The 20,375-nt window shown below is 73.3% G+C and carries 20 protein-coding genes; 10 read left to right on the top strand and 10 right to left on the bottom strand.

All coding sequences use genetic code 11. The features are described 5' to 3' along the window. Positions 1 to 91 precede the first annotated feature (91 nt). Positions 92 to 607 (top strand): hypothetical protein, encoded by a 516-nt coding sequence (locus ACIBST_RS15315; RefSeq protein WP_397172101.1) that lies wholly within the window; start codon positions 92 to 94, stop codon positions 605 to 607. Here ACIBST_RS15315 and ACIBST_RS15310 read toward each other — a convergent pair. From ACIBST_RS15310 to ACIBST_RS15300, 3 genes are all read right to left on the bottom strand, one after another. Beyond that, on the bottom strand, positions 576 to 3,980 hold the full coding sequence (locus tag ACIBST_RS15310; protein ID WP_397172099.1) for a BTAD domain-containing putative transcriptional regulator: 3,405 nt from the start codon (positions 3,978 to 3,980) through the stop codon (positions 576 to 578). The two genes, ACIBST_RS15315 and ACIBST_RS15310, sit on opposite strands and share 32 nt — an antisense overlap. A gap of 63 nt (positions 3,981 to 4,043) precedes the next feature. Continuing rightward, a complete protein-coding gene (locus ACIBST_RS15305; RefSeq protein WP_397172098.1) occupies positions 4,044 to 5,102 on the bottom strand; it encodes a lysylphosphatidylglycerol synthase domain-containing protein in 1,059 nt (352 codons plus the stop codon). Between the two features lie 49 nt (positions 5,103 to 5,151). Beyond that, the gene (locus ACIBST_RS15300) at positions 5,152 to 5,970 is read right to left on the bottom strand and encodes a PIG-L deacetylase family protein (protein ID WP_397172096.1); all 819 of its coding nucleotides are present in this window, start codon (positions 5,968 to 5,970) and stop codon (positions 5,152 to 5,154) included. A gap of 38 nt (positions 5,971 to 6,008) precedes the next feature. Here ACIBST_RS15300 and ACIBST_RS15295 point away from each other — a divergent pair, with 38 nt between their 5' ends. Continuing rightward, positions 6,009 to 7,091, top strand: coding sequence for a glycosyltransferase (locus ACIBST_RS15295; protein ID WP_397172094.1), 1,083 nt, complete (start codon positions 6,009 to 6,011; stop codon positions 7,089 to 7,091). Here the strand turns inward: ACIBST_RS15295 and ACIBST_RS15290 are convergent. The 4 genes from ACIBST_RS15290 to ACIBST_RS15275 all read right to left on the bottom strand — a co-directional run bounded on the left by ACIBST_RS15290 (position 7,088) and on the right by ACIBST_RS15275 (position 10,511). Continuing rightward, positions 7,088 to 7,879 (bottom strand): NAD-dependent epimerase/dehydratase family protein, encoded by a 792-nt coding sequence (locus tag ACIBST_RS15290; protein WP_397172092.1) that lies wholly within the window; start codon positions 7,877 to 7,879, stop codon positions 7,088 to 7,090. The two genes, ACIBST_RS15295 and ACIBST_RS15290, sit on opposite strands and share 4 nt — an antisense overlap. 31 nt (positions 7,880 to 7,910) lie before the next feature. After that, entirely contained in the window at positions 7,911 to 9,374 is a 1,464-nt protein-coding gene (locus ACIBST_RS15285) for a DUF2079 domain-containing protein (RefSeq protein WP_397172090.1), read from the bottom strand. Positions 9,375 to 9,489: 115 nt separating this feature from the next. Continuing rightward, complete coding sequence (locus tag ACIBST_RS15280; RefSeq protein ID WP_397172088.1) at positions 9,490 to 9,858, bottom strand: hypothetical protein; 369 nt, start codon at positions 9,856 to 9,858, stop codon at positions 9,490 to 9,492. Between the two features lie 89 nt (positions 9,859 to 9,947). After that, on the bottom strand, positions 9,948 to 10,511 hold the full coding sequence (locus ACIBST_RS15275) for a TetR/AcrR family transcriptional regulator (RefSeq protein WP_397172086.1): 564 nt from the start codon (positions 10,509 to 10,511) through the stop codon (positions 9,948 to 9,950). A gap of 50 nt (positions 10,512 to 10,561) precedes the next feature. On the opposite strand from ACIBST_RS15275, the gene ACIBST_RS15270 reads away from it, so the two are divergent. Next, on the top strand, positions 10,562 to 11,656 hold the full coding sequence (locus ACIBST_RS15270; protein ID WP_397172084.1) for an FAD-dependent oxidoreductase: 1,095 nt from the start codon (positions 10,562 to 10,564) through the stop codon (positions 11,654 to 11,656). A 63-nt stretch (positions 11,657 to 11,719) separates the two neighbouring features. After that, on the top strand, positions 11,720 to 12,832 hold the full coding sequence (locus ACIBST_RS15265) for an aromatic ring-hydroxylating dioxygenase subunit alpha (protein WP_397172082.1): 1,113 nt from the start codon (positions 11,720 to 11,722) through the stop codon (positions 12,830 to 12,832). On the opposite strand, the gene ACIBST_RS15260 is transcribed toward ACIBST_RS15265, so the two are convergent. After that, positions 12,802 to 13,356 (bottom strand): DUF1707 domain-containing protein, encoded by a 555-nt coding sequence (locus ACIBST_RS15260; protein ID WP_397172081.1) that lies wholly within the window; start codon positions 13,354 to 13,356, stop codon positions 12,802 to 12,804. The genes ACIBST_RS15265 and ACIBST_RS15260 overlap by 31 nt on opposite strands. Positions 13,357 to 13,535: 179 nt before the next feature. Here ACIBST_RS15260 and ACIBST_RS15255 point away from each other — a divergent pair, with 179 nt between their 5' ends. Together ACIBST_RS15255 and ACIBST_RS15250 are read left to right on the top strand one after the other, a co-directional pair. Then, on the top strand, positions 13,536 to 14,468 hold the full coding sequence (locus tag ACIBST_RS15255; RefSeq protein WP_397172079.1) for an anti-sigma factor RsbA family regulatory protein: 933 nt from the start codon (positions 13,536 to 13,538) through the stop codon (positions 14,466 to 14,468). A 10-nt stretch (positions 14,469 to 14,478) separates the two neighbouring features. Then, the gene (locus ACIBST_RS15250) at positions 14,479 to 15,618 is read left to right on the top strand and encodes a low temperature requirement protein A (RefSeq protein WP_397172077.1); all 1,140 of its coding nucleotides are present in this window, start codon (positions 14,479 to 14,481) and stop codon (positions 15,616 to 15,618) included. Here the strand turns inward: ACIBST_RS15250 and ACIBST_RS15245 are convergent. Beyond that, positions 15,615 to 16,589, bottom strand: coding sequence for an aldo/keto reductase (locus ACIBST_RS15245; RefSeq protein WP_397172075.1), 975 nt, complete (start codon positions 16,587 to 16,589; stop codon positions 15,615 to 15,617). The two genes, ACIBST_RS15250 and ACIBST_RS15245, sit on opposite strands and share 4 nt — an antisense overlap. Further along, positions 16,586 to 16,936 carry a MerR family transcriptional regulator gene (locus ACIBST_RS15240; RefSeq protein ID WP_364329775.1) on the bottom strand — a complete coding sequence of 117 codons (351 nt, stop codon included), beginning with the start codon at positions 16,934 to 16,936 and terminating at the stop codon, positions 16,586 to 16,588. The genes ACIBST_RS15245 and ACIBST_RS15240 overlap by 4 nt, the downstream gene beginning before the upstream one ends. 216 nt (positions 16,937 to 17,152) lie before the next feature. Here ACIBST_RS15240 and ACIBST_RS15235 point away from each other — a divergent pair, with 216 nt between their 5' ends. The 4 genes from ACIBST_RS15235 to ACIBST_RS15220 all read left to right on the top strand — a co-directional run bounded on the left by ACIBST_RS15235 (position 17,153) and on the right by ACIBST_RS15220 (position 20,286). Further along, positions 17,153 to 17,770, top strand: a complete 618-nt coding sequence (locus tag ACIBST_RS15235; RefSeq protein WP_397172073.1) for a DUF998 domain-containing protein — start codon at positions 17,153 to 17,155, stop codon at positions 17,768 to 17,770. A 110-nt stretch (positions 17,771 to 17,880) separates the two neighbouring features. Continuing rightward, the gene (locus ACIBST_RS15230; protein ID WP_397172071.1) at positions 17,881 to 18,339 is read left to right on the top strand and encodes a universal stress protein; all 459 of its coding nucleotides are present in this window, start codon (positions 17,881 to 17,883) and stop codon (positions 18,337 to 18,339) included. Between the two features lie 103 nt (positions 18,340 to 18,442). Beyond that, positions 18,443 to 19,690, top strand: coding sequence for an APC family permease (locus ACIBST_RS15225; protein ID WP_397172069.1), 1,248 nt, complete (start codon positions 18,443 to 18,445; stop codon positions 19,688 to 19,690). Between the two features lie 92 nt (positions 19,691 to 19,782). Further along, positions 19,783 to 20,286: a TrmH family RNA methyltransferase gene (locus tag ACIBST_RS15220; RefSeq protein WP_397172067.1), complete on the top strand. Its 504-nt coding sequence runs from the start codon at positions 19,783 to 19,785 to the stop codon at positions 20,284 to 20,286. Positions 20,287 to 20,375 lie beyond the last annotated feature (89 nt).

Genomic DNA, 20,375 nt, shown 5'->3' with positions numbered 1-20,375 from the left:
TTGCAAGGCCGGGCCACCGGCTGCAAGTAGCCGACAACCACCCCTCAACCATCTCGCCCTATACCTGAACTGAGCAAAAGGGGTGTTGATCATGTCGTCGAGAAGTGCGGTGGTCCTGGCCGGCGGTACCGCCAACGCGGTCAAGCTCTTCGTGGCCGCGCTCGCCTTCACCAGCGCATACGTCGGCCTGTCCGCCTACAGCAGCGCCGGATCGGCCGCCGAGCCGGTGCGGACCGTCACCCTCTCGGCCCGCGAGCTGCCCATCACCGCCCCGGCCCGGCAGAGCGCCCCCGTCCGGGCGGGCGAGATCGCCCTCAGCGCCCTGACCGACGGCGCCCCCGGCTGCGGCAAGTCGTTCCTGGCCCGCGGCCTGCTGGTCAACCCGCGGCCCGGCACGACGGTCCTGTACCGCTGGAGGCTGTCGCGCTGGAGCCCGGCCACCGGGACGTGGCGCACCTACCTGGCCGACCACTCCGGGTTCGCCGGCGGCAGCCGGAGCGTGGAGTGGCAGCCGCAGATCTCCGGCAACGCCGGGTGGTACCGGGTCGAGCTGATCGCCCGGCCCGGCGGGACCGTCACGAGCGAGCGTTTCCAGGTGAGCTGCTGACCGAGCGGCGCGCCGCCTCCACCCAGCGCGGCACGCCCACCCGCTGGGCCACCTCAAGAGCCTTCTCGTAGTGCTCGCGGGCCGCGTCGGGCTGGCCCAGCCGGATGGCCAGGTCGCCCAGGGTCAGCGCCACCGGCCACAACGCCACGACGCCCGTGCCCGCCCCGGCCACCCGGTCGGCGAACGGCTTGAGCTTGTCGTAGCAGTCGACCATGCGCTCGCGGTCGTCGAGCAGCATGCCCGCCAGGGCCCGCCAGGTCATCACCAGCTCGTACAGGAAGTCGGGCCGGACGGGCGGGCGGGTGGCGGCCACGGCCCTGGCGTCGTTGAGGTGCCCGGCCGAGGCCAGGGCGAGGGCGTAGGCGTCGAGCGTCCACTTGGCGCCGCGCTGGTGGGCCGCCGCCAGCAGGTCGACGGTCTCGGCCGCCCGGCCGTCGACCAGGTGCAGGCAGAACGCGGTGATCAGCGGGAGGTCCTGACGGCCTTCGAGCATGCCGGCCCGCGCGGTCATCCTGGCGGCCTCGCGGTAGGCGCGCTCGGCGCCCGCGTAGTCGCCGGCGATCATCAGGCGCTGACCGGCGTACCAGACGACGACGGCCGCGGGCGCGGACAGGTCGTACTGCTTGGCCAGGCGGTCGGCGGCGGCGGCGTGCTCGTCGGCGACCGCGAACTCGCCCCTGGCCGCCGCGCACTCCAGCAGCACCAGGTGGGCCAGGGCCTGCGTGGCCATCTGGCCCGAGCGCTGGGCGACCTCCAGCAGCTCCCTGCCGATGCCCTCACGGGTGTCGACCGCCGGGATGTCGTAGGACTGGCGCAGCCGGCCGCTCAGCGCCGCCGCGATCAGCGTCGGGTCGCCGCTCTGCCTGGCCAGCTCCAGCGCCTCCAGCGACGCCTGCCGCCCGCGCTCGGGCGCGGAGGAGCCCTCCAGCTCCAGCGCCAGCGTGGTGAGCAGGCTCGCCCGCAGGCGCTGCTCGCCCGCCGGCAGCTCCATGAGCGCCTTCTCGGTGACGTCGACGATCTCCCACGCGGTACGGGTGAAGTCGCGCGCCATGCCCTTGTGCGGCACCGCCAGCGACGCGGCCACCTTCGCGGTGATCTCCAGGTCGCCGAGCGGCAGCGCGGCGTCCATGGCCTGGCGGCGCAGCAGCCTGGCCGCCGTCATGTCGCCGCACAGGGCCAGCGCCTTGATCTGCCGGAGCATCAGCCGCAGCCGCTCCTTGGCACGCTCCGGCTCGGACTCGCGGCCCTTGTCGTCCTTGCGCGGACCGCCGCGGTCGAAGGCGGCGATGGCCTGCTCCCACAGGGTGGCCGCCTCGCGGTGGGCGAAGCGCCGCTCGGCCTGCTCGGCCGCCAGGCCCGCGTAGTGGACGGCCTTCTCGGCCGCGTCGGCCAGGAAGTAGTGGTGGGCCAGCGCCGCCACGTCGGAGGACGTGCGCTGCTCGATCACCGCGGCGACCGCGGCATGCAGGCGGGTGCGGCGCAGGCGGGAGGCGTCGGAGTAGATCGTGTCGCGCACCAGGTCGTGGTCGAAGCGCAGCAGCCCGGGACCCGGCTCGGTCACCAGCCCGGCCAGCAGCGCGGCCTCGACCGCCTCGATCACCGCGTCTTCGTCGCCGGCGACCGTGACCAGCACGTCGAGGTCGACGTCGCGGCCGATCACCGCGGCCTGGAGCAGGATCTGCTGGGCGCCGGCGGGCAGCCGCGAGATGCGCCGCCGCAGCACGTCGCGCACGCCCGAGGGCACGCGGGAGAGCACCTGCGTGGCGCTGGCCCGGTCGGCCGCGCCCTCGGCGTCGAGCAGCCGGACGGTCTCGCGCACGAAGAACGGGTTGCCGCCGGTGCGCTCGACGATGGACTCGACCGCGTCTTCGTCGATCTCGCGGACGCAGGTGGCCTTGACCAGCTCGGCCACGGCCTTGGGGTCGAGGCCGGACAGGCCCACGCGCAGCGGCTCAAGCCGGGCCAGGGCGGCCAGCACGTCGGACTGGCGGTCGTCGAGCTCGCTCTCCCGGCACGTCACGACCAGCAGGACGCGGCTGGTGGCCAGCAGGCTCGGCAGCGCGCGCAGCAGGGCCAGCGTCTGGTCGTCGGCCCAGTGGAGGTCCTCCAGCGTCAGCAGCACCGGCGCCCGGCGGGCCACGCCGGCCAGGTAGCCGCCGACCGCGCGGTGCAGGCGGAAGCCGCCCGAGACCTCGTCCTCGTCGGGGTCGGGGGCGGTGTCGTCGAGCAGGGGGGCCAGGAGCTGGGCGTACTCGCCGGCGCCGGTCGTGCCGATCAGCGAGCGCAGGATCTCGACCCAGGCCCAGCCCGGCGGGGTGGCGCTGGAGTCGGGGCAGGCGCCGGAGGCGGTGATCCAGCCGTCGGCGCCGAGCCTGCCGTCGAGCTGGCGCAGCAGCGTGGTCTTGCCCGCGCCCGCGACGCCGGTCACGATCGCGACCTGGAAGCGGCCGGTGCGCGAGGCGGCCGTGGTCAGCCTGGCCAGCTCGGCGTCGCGGCCGACGAACGGCTCGGGCTCCAGCGGCGGCGGCTCGACGTGGGCGGCGGCCGGCCGGGGCGGCCAGGTGTCGGTGACCGGGGCGGGCCGGGCGGGCCGCGGCGGCGCGGCCAGCTCCAGCTCGGGGGCCTGGGCCAGGATGTCGGACTCCAGCTTGCGCAGCGCCGGCCCGGGGTCGATGCCCAGCTCGTCGGCCAGCATGTTCCTGGCCCTGCGCAGCGCGGCCAGCGCGTCGCCCTGCCGGCCGCAGCGGTAGAGGCCCAGCGCCAGCAGCCGCCAGCCCTCCTCGCGCAGCGGGTGCTCGGTGGTCAGCGCCTCCAGGTCGGGGACGGTCTCGGCGTGCAGGGCCAGCCGCAGGCCGGTGTCGGCGTGCCGCTCGCGGGCCACCAGGCGCAGCTCGGCCAGCCGGTTGACCTCGGCCTCGGCCCAGGGCTGGTCGGCGAAGTCGGAGTAGGGGGTGCCGCGCCACAGCCCGAGCGCCTTCTCCAGGCGGCCGCGGGCGGACTGCGGGTCGCCCTCTTCCAGGTGCTCGCCCGCCGCCCTGACCAGCTGCTCGAAGCGCAGCGCGTCGACCTGCTCGGCGGCCACGCGCAGCGCGTAGCCGGAGGCGACGGTCACCAGCAGGCGGTTGGGGCCGCCGCGCGGCCGGCCCGGTTCGAGCACCCTGCGCAGGCGGGAGATGTAGACCTGCAGGCCCGACTGGGCGCCCTTGGCGGCGTCGTCGTCCCACAGATCGTAAAGAAGCGTGTCAACCGGCACGACCTGACCTCTGGCCACGAGAAGTCGGGCGAGGACGGCCCGCTGCCGCAACCCGCCGAGGTCGAGTTCGTCGTCGTGTTCGTACGCCTCGACTGGCCCCAGAACCCGGAACGCCACCATGTCAGCCGCCACGCTATGCGGGCTTCCGAAGGGCGCACAAGGTCTTTGATGGCTTTGGGATTGTCACTGCGGGGCCTTCGAGATCGCGGGCGGGGGTTCCGCGGCGGCGTTCCGGCCGTTGCGCCTGCGCAGGAGCGCCCACGCGCCGAGCGCGAGACCGCCGAACGGGATCTCGATAGTGTAAGTCCAGAAGCCGAAAAGTAGTGCTGTCGCGACGGCCGGAGTGCCCGGCACGCCGAACGTGATCAGCAGCGCGGCGACCCCGCTCTCCATGATCCCGGCCCCGCTGGGCGTGACCACGGCGCTGGTGAGCACGCGGGACAGCGCGAAGACCGCGATCGACTGGGCCAGGCCCGGCCAGGCGCCGGTGGCCGTCATGCAGGCCGCCATGATGGCCCACTGGAAGCCCAGGAAGAACACCATGCCGAGCGACAGGCCGAGCGCGCGCGTGCGGACGACCTCCGCGGTGTCGGCGCGCAGCCGGTGGAAGGCCTCGGAGGCGTGCACCTTCAGGCGCAGCAGCCGGGTGAGCCCGTCGAGCGCCCGGCCGAGCACGGCGGCGGCGCGGTCCCAGTAGAGGGCGACGGCCACGACCAGGCAGAGCACCAGGATGGAGATCGCGCCCGTCCAGCCGGCCTTGACGAACGTCGGGTCGAGCACCTCGCCCGCCATGAGCAGCGCGATGATGCCCACGGCCGGCAGGATGAACCTGAACAGCGTGTTCCAGATGCCGCTGACCAGCGTCATCACCACGATGGGCCGGTTGGCGAAGCCCCAGCCCCTGGTCATGGCGAACGACAGCGCCACCCCGACCGCGCCGCCGAACGGCAGCAGGTTGCTGACCGCGCTGCCCGCCGCGTTGAGCGTCAGGCCCTGGAGGTTGTTCAGCCCCGGCAGCGAGTTGGTCAGCACGAACGTGTACGCCAGCAGGCTCAGCAGCCACAGGGCCGTCATCAGGGCGATCTGGCCGAAGCTGAGCGCCCCGAAGACCGCGCCGATCTCGTGCCAGGAGACCGGCTTGCCGGTGAGCGCGCGCACGATCTGCGGCAGGTAGACCACGAGCAGCACGGCCAGCCCGAGCGACAGGACGGACAGGGCGATCTGGAGCGGCTTGTTCTTCATCGCCCACCAGTCTGACGGGTCGCCGGAGCCGGCACGTCACCCTCAGGTGCTACTTCGGCCATGGGTCGAAAGGGTGAGTCAGGCGAGCGCCCGGGGGCAGGTCGCGGCGTACGAACCACTCGGTGCCGAAGACCAGGCGGTAGAGCGGGCCGGGGACCTTCAGCATGACGGCGAGGGTGCGGTCGCTGTCGCCGCCGCTGGCCTGGGACGCGTGCGCGGCCATCGAGGCGCGCTTCTGCCGGGCGTAGCGGCGGACGTTGACCCGGTGGGTGATCGTGTCGCTGGCCGAGTACGCGCTCTCGAACGTGCGCACGTCGAACTCCGGCGGGAACTTGTACACCCGGCCCGCCATGCGCAGCAGCCGCACCAGCGGGTCGCGGTTGACCGTCGCCTCCAGGACGATCTCCGTGCCCGCGATCTGCGCCGCCCGCTTGCCCACCCGGTGGACCTGGACGTGGTCGGGGTGGCCGTAGCCGCCGGCCGGGTCGTAGATCGACAGCAGGTCGGCCTTCTCCTCCTCCAGGATCGCCGCGAGGGCCCTGGCCGCCGCCTCGGTGTCGGCGTCGATGAAGGCGTTGTCGGGCCGCTCCTCGGCGACGCCGCCCTTGGGGCTGAGCCCGGAGTCGCCGTAGCCCAGGCACTCGACGCGGGCGCAGCCGAGCAGCGCGGCCGACTCGTAGAGCTCCTTGAGCCTGGTCTCGCGCAGCTCCTCGCCGGGGCCGATCTCGGCCAGGCCGCGCTCGCCGGCGGTAGCGACCACGAGCACCACGCGGTGGCCCTCGGCCGCGAGCATCGCCATGGTGCCCGCCGTGAGCAGGGCCTCGTCGTCGGGATGGGCGTGGAAGAAGACCGCGGTACGTGGAGGCACACGCCCAGATTAGTCTGGGAGGGGTGCGGATCTTTCACGTGAGTGACTGTTACCTGCCGCGACTCGGGGGGATCGAGGTCCAGGTGGCCGACCTGGTGCGGGCGCAGCGCGAGGCCGGGCACGACGTCGTCGTGGCCACGGCGACCAGGGGCGAGGCGCTGCCGGGCGTGCGCAGGGTCGTCGCCAGGATGCCGTTCGACCTGCCGGTGCATCCGTTCGGAGTGGGGCATCTCACTCGGGGCGTCTCCGTCGTCCGGCCCGACGTGGTGCACGTGCACACCGGCGCGGTCTCGCCGTTCGCCTGGATGGGGGTGCGGGCGGCGCGGCGGGCGGGGGTGCCGTGCGTGGTCACCGTGCACAGCATGTGGGACCCGGTCACCCGGGCGCTCTACCGGCTGCTGCGGCTGGCGTTCGGCTGGCAGCGCTGGGGGCTGGTGGCCACCACGGTGAGCACCGCCGCGGCGGCGCCTATCAGGGCGGTGGCCGGGCCCGGCGTGCCGGTGCGGGTGGTCTCCAACGGCCTCGACCTGTCGGGCTGGGCGCCCGCCCCCGGCGTGCCGCCGGAGCGGGCGGAGGTGCACGTGGTGGCCGTCGGCCGGCTGGCCCCGCGCAAGCAGCCCGTACGGCTGCTGAGGCTGCTGCGGGCGGCGCGGGCGCGGGTGCCCGCCGGGATCCCGATGCGCGCCACGATCGTCGGCGACGGCCCCGCGCGCGCCCGCATGGAACGTTTCCTGGCCGAGCACGGCATGACCGGCTGGGTGTCGCTGCCGGGCCGCTACTCGCGCGAGCAGATCGCCAAGCTGCTGGAGTCGGCCGACGTCTTCGTGGCCCCGGCGCCCAGGGAGTCGTTCGGCATCGCGGCGCTGGAGGCGCGGGCGGCCGGCGTGCCGGTGGTGGCCAGGGCCCAGAGTGGCGTCGCCGACTTCGTCAAGGACGGCACCGAGGGGCTGCTCGGCCGCACGCTCGACGACCTGGCCGGGGCGGTGGCGCGGCTGTGCTCCGACGCCGGGCTGCGCCGGGAGATCGCCGCCCACAACCGCTCGACGCCGCCCGTCGCGGGCTCGTGGGCCGGGGTGCTGGAGGGGTTCGACCGGGCCTACGAGCAGGCGATCGGGCGTTAGGCCAGCCCGCCCCTGCGCAGCGTGTACTCCGGCGCGGCGAAGTCGCCGCCCTGCGGGACGCCGTCGGCGAAGAAGGCGGCCGGCGTGCCGGTCACGCGGGCGGCGTACGACTCGGCGTCGTCCTCGGGCTCGTAGCCGAGCTCGGGGGAGAGCAGCCAGAAGCGGCGGGTGTTGGCCGAGACGGCGTAGGCGGCCAGGAAGCGCAGGCCGGGCGTGGTGACGGCGGCGTGCACGAACCCGGCGCAGTCGCGCGGGCTCAGCCAGGTCGCCAGGTGGCGGACGTCCTGGGGCTCGGGCTCCAGGCTGCCGATGCGCAGGCAGACCACTTCGAGGCCGAACTTGTCGGCGTACAGGCGGCCCAGGGCCTCGACGGCGGCCTTGCTGACGCCGTACAGGCCGTCGGGGCGCGGCGGCAGGTCGGGGGAGATCGCGGCGGTGGCCGGGTACATGCCGGTCAGGCGGTTGCTGCTGGCCAGCACCACGCGCGGCACGCCGGCCAGCCGGGCCGCCTCCAGCACGCGGTGGGTGGTCAGCACGTTGCCGTCGAGCAGGTCGGGCAGCGGCGCCTCGTCGGGCACCCCGGCCAGGTGCACGATCGCGTCGGCGCCCTTGACCAGCGCCACGGTCCCGGCCAGGTCCGACAGGTCGGTGCGGACGGCCTCCTCGCCCGGCCCGGCCTCCATGGGCGTCCGGTCGGCCAGGACGAGCCTGGTGGCGGACCGGCGGAGCCGCTCGCGTACGGCGCCCCCCACCATGCCGGCTGCGCCGGTGAGCACGATCATCTCCATGCCGACATTGTGCGGCATCGGGGCTATGCGGTCAGTTCCGCCGGAGGACGACGTACCCGTCGCGTTCGAACACCTTCGTGTAGCCCTCGGTCTGGAGCTGCTCGACCCGGGTGCGCTGGTCGTCGGCGGAGCCGAAGGGGAACTCCCAGCGGGCGGTGTCGGCCACGATCCAGGGCGCGCCGCGCGGGGCCGCGCTCCACAGCAGGACGGTGGTGCGCGAGGACAGCGCCGGGCCCACGGAGTTGACCGCCTCGACCGTCACCCCCGAGGGCACCCTGCTCACCGCCTCGGCCGCCGCGGCGGCCTTGTCCTCCTTGTAGAAGGCGGGGTGGTAGAGCTGGTCGAGCGCGAACCTGGGCACCAGCGTGAGGGCGACGGCGCAGACCGCGGCGGCCCAGGCGAGCCTGAGCCCCTGCCGGTCGGCGCGGCCGGTCCAGCGCAGCAGCCTGGACAGGCCGTCCACGCCCGCGCAGAACAGGATGATCACGGTGAACGCGCTGTACTGGAAGTCGGCCTGCCACCATTGGGGGCGGTCGGACAGCAGGCGTTCGAGCACGTGCGGCAGTGCCGCCAGCGACAGCGGCGACAGCAGGCACAGCAGCAACGTCGGCCAGGCCAGCAGGAACAGGGTGTCGACCTTGGCCTCGTCGCTGAAGGGCAGCAGCAGGGCGGCGAGCGGGTCGCGCAGCATCGCCAGCAGCGCGGCGGGCGCGTCGGGGCCGAGGTGGCCGTAGGCCCAGAAGTCCTTGCTGTCGCCGCCGAACGAGGTGATCAGCAGGCCCCGGACGAGCACGACGGCCCCCGCGCCGACCAGCGCGCACACGACGCCGCGCAGCCGGTCGCCGACGACGAACAGGTACAGCCCGGCCCCGATCACCAGCAGCCCCATGTCCTCCTTGACGAGCAGCAGCCCGAGCATCGCCAGGAAGGCCGGCAGCACGCGTCCGGCGTGGTAGCGCTCGATCATGATCGCGGTGAGCAGCGGGACGAACATCACCTCGTGCGCGTCGAAGGCGACGGCCTGGGCGATCGGCCACGACAGCGCGTACGCCACGGCGACCAGATAGGCGGGCCCGGCGCCCAGCACCCGCCGGGTGAACAGCCACAGGAACGGGATCGCCCCCGCGAACAGCAGCGCCTGGGCCACGACGAGCGTCTCGGGCCCGTCGTGCACCCAGTAGAACGGCGCGAGCAGCGCGTAGATCGGCGAGAAGTGGTCGGCGAGCTGGAGGTAGTCCGTGCCGCGCCCGTGGAAGACGCCGAGCACCGGCACGTACGGCGGCCGGAGGCGGGCGTAGTTGCGCACCGCCTGGTCCACGATCACCAGGTCGAACGTGGTCGCCCGGAAGGTGGCCAGCTTGACCAGCCCGAGAACGGCGTACGCCACCGCGGCGAGCAGCGCGATGGCGCCGACCCGCACGCGGTGGCGGAAGAGCACTCTGGCGGGGAGTGCGGTGCCTGCCGGAGGCCGTGCGATCACCGTTTCGTCGGTCACGGCAGCAAGCGTAAGGGGATCATCCGGTCCTGTCCGTACCCCGTTGCGGCGGACCGGATGAGGCGGTCACCGCGCCGACCTGCCCCCCGCAGGCGGTGCGGCGACCGCGGACCGGTCAGGAGCAGGCGGCGGTGATCTTCGAGGTGAAGCCGCTCATCTTGCCGCTGAACTCGGTCGCCTTGCTGATGTCGCCGCTCTGCAGGCTCTCGAAGCCGGCGGCGAAGTCGTTCAGCGCGGCCGCGACGTCGCCGTCGTACTTGCCGGCGAGCTCCTTGGTCTTGGCGGCGGCGGCCTTGGAGGCGTCCCCGAGCGCCGCGGTGTCCGTGGCGTTCTTCGTGATGGCGCCGCTCCACTCGGTGGTGATCTTCGAGAGCTCGTTGACGGCGCTGTTGCAGTCAACGGCCTGGCCGACACCGCAGGCGGTGGACAGAGCGGCAAGGGAGATCGTCGCGACTGCGAGGGCGAGTCGGCGAGGGGGAGTCATTTTTGGTGCCCTTCGTTGGTTTTCCGTACGAGGAGGACATTAGCGATCTCTGGTTGATCCCCGCTTGCACGCCGCTAACATTCCGGCCGTCAGTTGGGCGTAAAGCCGCGCAGCAGCACGTGGACGACCTCCTCGGCGTCGGGCATGGGCAGGTCGAGCAGCCCGCGGTAGGCCACCAGGCCGGCGAACAGGTCCGTCAGGAGCTCCAGGTCGGCGTCCGGGGACAGCTCGCCGCGGTCGATCGCGCGCTCGTAGACGACCTGCGAGCGCCGCATCCGGGTGCGCATGCCGGTGCGGACGATCTCGGCCACGGCGGGGTCGCGGCCGGCCTCGCCGTACAGCTGCCTGGTCAGGCGGGCGACGCCGGGGTGCCGCCACAGGGCGAGGGTGTCGGAGACCACCACGCGCAGGTCGCCTTCGAGCGAGCCGGTGTCGGGGACGGCGACGTGCGTGTCCATGAGGCCGCCGATTGATTCGAGCAGCATGTCGCGTTTGGTGGCGTAGCGCCGGAACACGCTCGCCCTGCCCACGCCTGCCGCCTTGGCGACGTCGTCCATGGTGAAGTCGAGGCCGTGGGAGAGCAGTAGCTCGGTGGCGGCCCGCCTGATGCGGTGGTCGACCGTGGGATCGGGCTTGCGGCCGCGCGCGGGCATTGTGATACTCCCAGTATCTGATACTTGAAGTCTCTTGAAGTGAGGCTTCTATGAGGGTAATCGTGGCGGGGGCCGGGGTGGCGGGGCTCGCGGCGGCGCGCGGGCTGCTGGCCGCGGGGCACGACGTCGAGGTCTACGAGCAGGCGTCCGAGCTGCGCACGGCGGGCGGGTCGGTGACCCTCTGGCCCGGCAGCACGGCCATCCTCGACGAGCTCGGCGTCGGGTACGCGGGACTGGGACGGCGGCTGGAGACCATGGAGTCGTGGGCCGACGACGGCCGCCGGCTGGTCACCGTCGATCTCACCGAGGCCGAGCGGCGCTACGGGCATCCGTGCGTGCACGTGGCTCGGCGCGAGCTGGTCGAGGCCCTGTCGGCGGGCATGCCCGTCGTCTACGGCGCGGGCGTCGAGCACGCCGAGCCGGAGCGGGCGCAGGCGCGGCTGACCGGCGGCCGCACCGTGCGCGGCGACCTGCTGGTGGGAGCCGACGGCCGCCGGTCGGCGGTGCGCCGCGCCCTGTGGGGCGAGGATCGGGCCGCGTTGAGCGGCTGGGTCACCTGGCAGGGCTTCACCACCGCGCCGACCTCGCTGACGCGCTCCCGCCGGGCTGTGATGATCGCCGGACGGCGGGAGCTGTGCGGGCTGATCCCGGCGGGCGCGGGCCGGTTGCTGTGGTGGTTCGACGTCCAGGCGTCGCCCGGCGGGCCGTTCTGGCAGGACGACCCCGACATCGTGCCGCGGCTGCGCGAACGGTTCGGCGGCTGGGCCGACCCGGTGCCCGCGGTGCTGGAGACGATGGAGGACGTCGGCTTCTTCCCGCACCACCGGCAGGCGATCCCCCGGGTCTGGGGCAGGGGCCCGACCACGCTGGCCGGGGACGCCGCCCACACCATGCCGCCCACCATGGCCCAGGGCGCCAACCAGGCCCTGGAGGACGCCTGGCTGCTGACCCGGGCGGCCGGCGGCGACCTGCGCGCGTACGAGCGGGCCAGGGCGCGGATCGCGCGGCGTCCCGCCATGATCGCCGGTACGGAGGTGACCAACCGGCAGCGCTCGTTCGCGGGCCTGATCCCCGACTGGATGGCGACCAGGATGCACACGGCGTCGCTGCGCAGGTTCAGCACCTACCTCTTGACAGCCTCCTGAAGGCCGCCGGACGATGTCGCATATAGAGCAACTCGGTGCGTAATACGCAACAAGGGGTGTCGGTTGACCACCACGTCGAGCTTGATCTCCACGCTTCCCGGCCGCTCCTACACCGACCCCGCCCTGTTCGCCGAGGAACAGGCCAAGATCTTCGAGAGCATGTGGTTCTGCGCCGTGCGCGCCGGCGACCTGCCGAGACCCGGCGCGTTCCGGACCGTCCAGGTGGGCGCGGAGAGCGTGCTCGTGGTCCGCGGGCGTGACGGGCTGCTGCGCGCCTTCCTCAACGTCTGCCGCCACCGCGGCGCGCGGCTGTGCGTGGAGGAGCGGGGCGAGGTCAGAAGGACGATCAGGTGCGCCTACCACGCCTGGTCCTACGACCTGGACGGCAGGCTGGCCGCCGCCCCCAACCTGGCCAGGATGCCCGACATCGACCGCGTCGAGTACGGCCTGGTCCCGGTGAGCCTGCGCGAATGGCTCGGCTACGCCTGGGTGTGCCTGGCCGACGAGCCGCCGTCCTTCGAGGACACCGTCGCCTACGCGGCCACCGAACGCCTGGGCGACCCGGCCGCCATCGAGAACTACCACGTCGACCGGCTGGCCCTGGGCCGCCGCGTGGTCTACGACGTCAAGGCCAACTGGAAGCTGATCGTCGAGAACTTCATGGAGTGCTACCACTGCGCCACGATCCACCCCGAGCTGGTGGCCGTGCTGCCCGAGTTCGCCGGCGGGTACGCCGCCCAGTACTACGTCGGCCACGGCGCCGAGTTCGCCGAGCGGGCCGAGGGCTTCACCGTGGACGGCGGCGCGGGCTTCGGCCGGCTCCCCGACCTGGCCCCGGAGCAGGACCGCCGCTACTACGCGATCACCGTCAAGCCGCAGGTGTTCGTCAACCTGGTGCCCGACCACGTGATCCTGCACCGGATGTTCCCCATGGCCGCCGACCGCACGGTGGTCGAGTGCGACTGGCTCTACCACCCCGACGTGGTGGCCTCGGGGGCCGACCTGACGCCGTCGGTCGAGCTGTTCCACCGGGTCAACGAGCAGGACTTCGACGCCTGCGAGCGGACCCAGCTCGGCATGGGGTCACGCGCCTACCGGGCGGGCGGCGTGCTGGTGCCGAGCGAGCACCACATCTCGGCCTTCCATCAGTGGGTGAACCAGCGCTTGCGCGGATAGCGCACCCGCAGGCCGCCGTAGTTGGCCCGCCCGCCGACCACCAGGTAGAGGCCGCCGGGCCGCCGCCTGCCTGGGACGTCGCCGACGACGGTCTGGCCCCAGTCGGTCCGGAAGGCGTCGACGTTCACCGCGGCGCCCTCGGGCACGGTGATCCTGGCGGAGCCGTACGTGAGGTCGAGTTCGAGGTCGACGACGGGGTGGGGGATGACGGCCTGGGACAGGTCGAGGTCGACGCCGCCGTACTGGGAGGAGATCCGCAGCCGCCGCGGGACGGCCCAGTCACCGGAACGGCGCACGTGCCCGCTCTTGGACTCCAGCTCGACCACGTCCTCGACCGGGGCCGCCGGGGCGGGCAGGTCGGTGATCAGGCCGCGCAGGTCGCCGTAGGTCCTGGCGGTGAGCGCCAGCCCGAGCCGCTCCTCCAGCTCGGGACGCGTCAGGCGGCCCTCGACGAAGGCGTGCCGGAGCCGCTCCGCCGTGCGCTCCCGGTCCTCGTCGGAGACCCGCATGTGCATTTCCGACATGAACCGAGCATAGGTTCGCGGCGGTCAGAACGGGAGGCGTCGCCCGGAAGGGGTCCGCAGATCGAGATGGGAGTACCGGCGCCCCCGCAGGGGCCTGCGCACGAGCTGAAGTCGCTTCACGCCCTGTAAATACCCATTTGATTGTCTAAGAGTCCTCATGCGGAGGTACCGTGTGCCTGATGTCGGCGGACCCTTTCGTGCATCCGGCCCTCTTCTACCGAGGTGACCCGGAATATGTGGCTGCCACCACGGATTTCGTCCGCGAGGGGCTGGCCGCCGGGGAGCCCGTGGCGGTGGCCGTGCCCGCCGCGAACCTGGCCAAGATCGAGGCGGGCCTGGGGGCCGACGCGGCCCGGGTGACGCTGCTCGACATGGGCGTGGCGGGCCGCAACCCGGGGCGGATCATCCCGGCCGTGCTGCGGGCCGTGGCCGACCGGCATCCCGGCGAGCACGTGCGGATCATCGGCGAGCCGATCTGGCCCGGCCGCTCGGCGACCGAGTACCCGGCCTGCGCCCAGCACGAGGCGCTGATCAACCTGTCGTTCGCCGGGCGGCGCGTCACGATCCTGTGCCCGTACGACCTGGCGGGGCTGACGCCCGAGGTGCTGCGCGAGGCCGAGCGCACCCACCCGGTGCTGCGCGACGCCTCCGGCGAGCGGCCCAGCCCCGGCTACGCGCCCGACGAGGTCGTCGCGCGGCACAACCAGCCGCTCGCCGAGCCGGCCGCGTGCGTCTCGCTGCGCTTCGACCACACCAACCTGGCCTCGGCCCGCACCCTGGCGGCCGCCCAGGCCGAGGCGGCGGGCTTCGGGGACGACCGGCTCGACGACATCCGGCTCGTGGTGGCCGAACTCGGCGCCAACAGCCTCGACTACGGCGGCGGCGCCGGCCTGATCAGGGTCTGGATCGAGGACGCGCGGCTGGTCTGCGAGGTCGCCGACGGCGGTCACATCACCGATCCGCTGGCCGGGCGCCTGCCCGTCGAGGCCCGCCGCTCCGGCTCGCGCGGCCTGCTCATCGTCAACCTGCTGGCCGACCTCGTACGCGTCCACAGCCGTCCCGGCGCGACCGCGGTCCGCGCCTACTTCGACCTGCCGGTCTCCCTGGTGTAGACATCGGAGGATGATCCGGCTGCGGCCCATGCGGGCGCGCGACGCGGGCGAGTCCCACCGCGTCGCCACCAACCTGGAACTCTTCTTCGACCTGTGCTTCGTCGTCGCGGTCTCGTTCGCCGGCTCCCAGCTCCACCACGCGCTCAGCGAAGGGCACCTGGCCGAGGGCGTCCTCGGCTACCTGACGACGTTCTTCGCCGTCTGGTGGGCCTGGATGAACTACACCTGGTTCGCCTCCGCCTACGACAACGACGACTGGCTGTTCCGGCTGACCACGCTCGTCCAGATGGCGGGCGTGCTGGTGCTGGCCGCCGGGGTGCCCAGGGCGTTCCAGGAGCACGACTTCCGCGTCGTCTACGCCGGATACGTGATCATGCGCCTGGCCATGGCCGCCCACTGGCTGCGGGCGGCCTGCGGCGACCGTCCGGGCCGGCGGACGGCCGTGCGGTACGCCGCCGGCATCTGCGTCGCGCAGGTCGGCTGGATCCCGCTGCTGGTCGTGCCGGGGGAGTGGTACCTGGCGGCGTTCGCGCTGGGCGTCGTGCTGGAGCTCGCGGTGCCCGTGTGGGCCGAGCGGGGCAGCCCGACCGCCTGGCACCCGCACCACATCGCCGAGCGGTACGGCCTGTTCACGATCATCATGATGGGCGAGAACGTGCTGGCCGCCACGGTCGCCTTCCAGGCCGAGGCGCGCACCGCCGGACTGCGGCCCGAGCTGATCGTGCTGGCCCTGGGCGCGCTGGTGATCGCCTTCGCCATGTGGTGGCTCTACTTCGACCCGCCGACCGCCGAGATCCTCGACTCCACCAGGCGCGCCCTGCTCTGGGGGTACGGCCACTACGCGATCTTCGCGGCGGTCGGGGCGTTCAGCGCCGGGGTCGAGGTGAGCATCGACCACGCCTCGGGCACGTCCCACCTGTCCGCCACGGGCGCGGCGCTGGCCGTGGCGGTGCCCGTCGCGGTGTTCCTGTCGATGGTCTGGCTGCTGCACGTGCGGCCCCACCGCTACGGCCCGGCCGACAGCGCGGCCTTCCTGGGCGCGGCCGTGCTCGTGCTGCTGTCGGCGCTGACGCCGGCGCCGATCCCGCTGACGGCGATCGTCCTGGTCGCGCTGGTGGTCGTGACCGGCGTGACCAGGCGCGCGGCCTAGCGCTCGACCTCCGACATGTTCGGGTAGCGGGCGCCCCGGACGGCGTCCGCGGGCACCGCCCTGGCCAGGGCGTCGAGCTGCTCGGCGGTCAGCGTGACGTCGGCCGCGGCGGCGTTCTCCTCCAGGTACGCCAGGCGTTTCGTGCCGGGGATCGGCACCACGTCCTCGCCCTGGGCCAGCAGCCAGGCCAGCGAGAGCTGGGCGGGGGTGAGCCCGGCCGCCCCGGCGATCTCGCGCACCCGCTCGACCAGGCGGGCGTTGTGCTCGGCGTGCTCGCCGGACATGCGGGGCAGGTGCTTGCGGAAGTCGTCGTCGGGGAGCCGGTCGGCGCTCGGCAGCGCGCCGCCGAGCAGGCCGCGGCTGATCGGCGAGTACGCCACCACCGCGGTGCCCACTTCCCTGGCCGCGGGCCGGATCTCGGCCTCCAGACCCCGCGTGAACAGCGAGTACTCGCTCTGCAGCGCGGCGATCGGGTGCACGGCGGCGGCCCTGCGCAGCGTGTCCGCGCTCACCTCCGACAGCCCGAGATGGCCCACCTTGCCCTGCTGGACCAGCTCGGCCATGGCGCCGACCGACTCCTCGATCGGCACGTCGGGGTTGCGGCGGTGCATGTAGTAGACATCGATGTGGTCGACGCCGAGCCGCCGGAGCGAGGCGTCGCAGGCCGCCCTGATGTACTCCGGGCTGTTCTCGACCGTGCGGGTGCCGTCGTGGCGGTTGATGCCGAACTTGGTCGCCAGGACGACCTCGTCGCGGCGGTCCTTGACGGCGCGGCCGACCAGCTCTTCGTTGTGGCCGCGTCCGTACATGTCGGCTGTGTCAAGAAAATTCATGCCAAGGTCGAGGGCGCGGTGGATGACGGCGATCGACTCCTTCTCGTCGCCTTGCCCGTAGAACTCCGACATGCCCATGCAACCCAGGCCGAGGGCCGACACCCGCGGGCCGCCGGTCCCCAGAACGCGCGTCTTCACATCCGCTCCCGATAGTTGTCGATCTTGTGGTCGAGGACGTCCATGTCCGCGCTGAGCTCGGCGATCCTGGCCCGGACGCGCTCGCGGTGCAGCTCCAGCATCGCCAGCCGCTCGGCGGAGGTGTGCTCGCCCATGCGGCGCAGCTCCGCGTAGCGGCACATGTCGGCGATGGGCATGCCGGTGGTCCGCAGCTTGGTGAGGAAGTCCAGCCACCGCAGATCCGCCTCCGCGTAGTCGCGATGCCCGCTGACGTTGCGGCCGACCGAGTGGATGAGCCCGATGCGCTCGTAGTAGCGCAAGGTGTGGGCGCTGAGACCCGAACGCTGGGCGGCCTCTTGGATCGTCATGTATCCAGAGTCACCCTTCGAGTGCACTCCAAGTCAAATCGGGGGTATCGCCGACTGCACTCACCCTGAGGGGGGAAGCCCTACCCAGGGTCATGTTCCCGCAGGTCACGGGCCCGTCCCTGGACCCTGCCGACCAAGGTATTAGGGGATGGATCAGGGCCCGCTGGGGGCTCATCTCCGATGCCGGTCAAGGCCGCCTTACGCGAGCTTTAAGGCATGAGGGGATTGCTTGTCAGCGGATTCACGGCCATCGGCACCGGAGCCGGCGCGATGCTCACCTTGCACGCCGAAGCGGGCCTCGACCCGTTGCACAGCGTGATCAGCGAGTACGCCTTCCAGGCGTCCGGCTGGCTGCTGCCGGCCTCGCTGACGCTGTTCGCCGTGGGATCCGCGCTGATCGCCGAGGCGCTGCGCCGCTCCGGCGCCAACCGCTGGGTCGTCGCGCTGCTGGTGGCCTGGGGGGCGAGCATGTTCCTGATCGGGGCCTTCCCGACCGACCGTCCCGGGGTGCCGCTCTCGTTGTCCGGAGGCATCCACCGCTACGCCGCCTTCGCCGCCTTCCTGGTGATGCCCGCCGCGGGGTTCCTGCTGGCCAAGGCCCAGATCCGGTACGCCAGAGCGATGCGCGTGCTGAGCGGCGTGGCACTCGGGGCGCTGTTGCTGGTCGTGGTCCCGTACGTCGTGCGCATGTTCGGCATCCCCCTGAGCAACGACGACATCCCGGCGGGCCTGACCCAGCGCGTGGTGGTCGTGACCGAGATCGGGGTGCTGGCGCTGGCGGGCCTGTCGATGCTCAGGCCGGCGGCGCGGCGGGTGTCGGCCGTGCTGGCCTGACGCCCGGCCGGTTCGCGAGGGGCGGGATGATCTTCCCGCCCCTCTTCGCGTGAGAAGGGCCCGCTCCTGGAAAGAGGTAGGGCTCTGACCTCGCCCAAGGAGCTGTGAAGATGACCATTTTGATCGCCTACGACGGTTCGGACGACGCCAAGGCCGCCATCGCGTTCGCCGGACGGGCCGTGCAGGACAGGTCCGCCGTCGTGCTGACCGTGTGGGAGCGGCTGGCGATGACCTCCGCCCGCGCCTCGGCCGGGCTCATGATGACCCTCGACAACACCGCGGCCGAGGACGAGGCGATCGGCCAGGCGATGACCGAGCTGGCCGGGCACGGCGCCGAACTGGCCCGCGAGGCCGGCCTCGACGCGACGCCCCGGTGCGACCTGGACTCGGTGGCGGTGTGGTCCACCATCGTGGACGTGGCCGACGAGATCGACGCCACCCTCATCGTCACCGGCACGCGGGGACTGGGCGGCGTGCGATCACTGCTGCTCGGCAGCACCTCGGACCGCGTCCTGCACCACGCCCGGCGTCCCGTGCTGGTGGTCCCCGGCCCCGAGGCGACCTCCTGACGGACCCGGCGGCGAGGATGTCGGTGGCGTGCGGCAGAGTGGGGGCCTCGGGATCTCCTGACCGGTGACCCGATCAAGGGCGTGGGCCGGAGGAGGGGGCGGCATGGCCGAGGGCCTGGCGCGGCGGCTGGGCACCGGCGACGCGGTCGTCGTCGGGCTGAGCGCGATGATCGGCGCGGGCGTGTTCGCCGCCTTCGCCCCGGCCGCCGCCGCGGCGGGTGGCTCGCTGCTCGCCGCCCTCGCGCTCGCCGCCGTCGTGGCATACTGCAACGCCACCTCCTCGGCCCGTCTGGCCGCCGTCCACCCCGAGTCCGGCGGCACCTACGTCTACGGCCGGCGGCGGCTCGGCCCGCTGTGGGGCTACCTGGCGGGCTGGGGGTTCACCGTCGGCAAGACGGCCTCGTGCGCCGCGATGGCCCTCACCTTCGGCTCGTACGTCGCCCCGGGCGCGGCCCGGCCGCTGGCCGTCGCGGCGGTCGTCGCGCTCACGCTGCTCAACCTGTTCGGCGTCCAGCGTTCGGCGGCGGTCGCCCGGGTGATCGTCGTGCTGGTGCTCGCCGTGCTGGCCGCGGTGATCGTCGCCGGGCTGGCGGGGGAGCGGCCGCCCGGAATGCCGGGCGCGGGTTTGCCCGGCTCGGGCCCGTGGGGCGTGCTCCAGGGAGCCGGGCTGCTGTTCTTCGCCTTCGCCGGATACGCCAGGATCGCCACGCTGGGGGAGGAGGTGCGCGATCCGGCCCGCGCCATCCCGCGGGCGATCGGCATCGCCCTCGGCGTCACGCTCGTCGTCTACACGCTGGTGGCGGTGGCCGCCCTGCGCACGCTGGGCGCGTCCGGGCTGGCCGGGTCCGCGGCGCCGCTGGCCGACGTCGTGCGCAGGGCGGGGGCGCAGTGGCTGGTGCCGGTCGTGGGGGCGGGGGCGGCGGTGGCCTCGCTCGGGGCGCTGCTCGCGCTGCTGCTCGGCGTCTCCCGTACCGTGCTCGCGATGGCCAGGGAGCGTGACCTGCCGGGCGTGCTGGCCGCGGTCGACCCGGAGCGCCGGGTCCCGCGCCGGGCCGAGGCGGCGGTCGGGGCCGCGGTGGTCGTGCTGCTGCTGGTGGCCGACCTGCGCGGCGCGATCGGGTTCTCCTCGTTCGGAGTGCTGGTCTACTACGCGATCGCCAACGCCTGCGCGCTGACCCTCTCCCGGGCCGAGGGCGCGCCGGTCAAGGCCGTGCCGGTGCTCGGGCTGGTGCTGTGCCTGGTGCTGGCGTTCACGCTGCCGCTCGCGTCCGTGCTCGCGGGGGTGGCCGTCTTCGCCGTCGGATTGGCCGTCTGGGCCGTACGCCACCGCGTGCGCGGGTCGCGGGCGTAGACTGGGCGTGATTCCTCTCGACGATGGCCCGGGCGTGCCGACGAAAGCGCCCTTCTCGTGAACGTCCGCGTAAGGAACCTCCGCCCGGCCGCATGAGCGGCATCCGGGTGCGCACCCCCAGAGAGCTCCGGGCCCAGCGGCGGCGCAGGCGGCCCCGCTGCCTCGCCCATCTCACCGTCGCCCCTCTGTGGCCGATGCACGGCGTCAACCTCGGCACCCTGCTGCGTACCTGCGACGCGGCCGGCGCGTGCCTGGCCGTGCCCCGCCTGCCCTGGGTGCCCGAGGCGCTGGCCAGGGGGAACACCCTCCGGGCCGGAGCCTGCGTCCACTGGGTCGATCCGCTGCCCTGGCTGGCCTCCCGGCGCGACCGCGTGCTGGGCGTCGAGCTGGCCGAGAACGCCATCAGGCTGGCCGACCTGCCCATGGCCCGCGAGCCGACCGTCGTCGTGCTCGGCCACGAGGCCACCGGCATCCCCGGCGAGGCGCTCGACCTGCTCGACGCCGTGGTCGAGATCCCGATGATCGGCACCGGGGCCAGCCTCAACGTGGCGGTGGCCGGGTCGCTGGTGCTCTACAAGCTGGCCGGGCTGGCCTGACGCCGGGTACGATGCCGGACATGACGATCAGCTCGGTGATGACGGCCCCGTAGGGGGTTTCACCGACGACGTCCTGTTGAGGCCCTGCG

Origin of the sequence: Nonomuraea sp. NPDC049684, assembly GCF_044465345.1 — a bacterium.
Lineage (GTDB): Bacteria > Actinomycetota > Actinomycetes > Streptosporangiales > Streptosporangiaceae > Nonomuraea.
The sequence above is the reverse complement of the archived record's forward strand: the minus strand, read 5'-3'. Positions and strand labels throughout refer to the sequence as shown.